This is a genomic window from Mycobacterium sp. E2462, assembly GCF_001672685.1.
Taxonomy (GTDB): Bacteria; Actinomycetota; Actinomycetes; order Mycobacteriales; family Mycobacteriaceae; genus Mycobacterium.
Map to the genome: position 1 here is coordinate 1 of NZ_LZKC01000269.1, position 869 is coordinate 869.

At 74.9% G+C, this 869-nt stretch carries 2 protein-coding genes; both read right to left on the bottom strand.

What is annotated here, in order from left to right; all coding sequences use genetic code 11:
- On the bottom strand, nucleotides 1-400 hold a 400-nt coding region (locus tag A5714_RS13320), incomplete at its 3' end, for an NAD(P)-binding protein (protein WP_156747306.1).
- The coding region (locus A5714_RS13325) for a uroporphyrinogen decarboxylase family protein (RefSeq protein WP_304528507.1) at nucleotides 397-869 on the bottom strand (473 nt) is incomplete at its 5' end. The genes A5714_RS13325 and A5714_RS13320, both read right to left, overlap by 4 nt.

The window sequence follows — 869 nt, forward strand, 5'->3', positions numbered from 1 at the left end:
GCGCGCGGCCGGGTTCGGCGGCCATCCGCGCGACGGTCGCCTCGTCGACCAGCCCGGCCACCGACTCCGGCGTCGACGGGATGCCCATCAGCGTGCCCGCGGGCAACGGGCGCAGCGCGCCCTGGCTGTAGATCCGCGGGCGCACCCCCGTGGCGGTCAACCGCCGATCCGACAAGCCCAATTCGGCCAGCAGCGCCGGCATTTCGGGGCGGCGCAACACGAAGGCCTCGGCGCCGAGGTCCATCGGCACCCCGGCGACCGACGCGGTGCGCAGGATCCCGCCCGGCGTCGCGCCCGGGTCGAACAGCGTCACGCTCGCGTCGTCCCCGGCGGCCATCCGCAACCGGTACGCCGACGTCAGCCCCGAAATTCCGCCGCCGACAACGCAATACACGGTCATACGGAGTGGACCAGCGACACCAGGTCGGTCAGCACGCCGGGATCGGTCTCGGGCAGCACGCCGTGGCCCAGGTTGAAGACGTGCCCAGCCGCGCCGGCGTCGACCGCGCGGCGCCCGTCGTCCACGACGGCCCGCGCGGCGCGCTCCACCGCCGGCCAACCCGCCTGCAGGACCACCGGATCGAGGTTGCCCTGCAACGCGGTTCCCGGGCCGACGCGGGCCGCGGCGTCCGCCAGCGAGGTCCGCCAATCGACGCCGACCACCGACGCGCCGACGGTCGACATGGCGCCCAGCAGTTCGGCGGTGCCGACCCCGAAGTGGGTCATCGGCACGCCGTAGTCGGCCAGCGCGGCGAACACCCGGGCGGTGTGCGGCTGCACGTAGGCGCGGTAGTCGGGCAGCGCCAGGGTCCCGGCCCACGAGTCGAAGACCTGAATCGCGTCCACCCCGGCGTCGAGCTGCGCCCGCA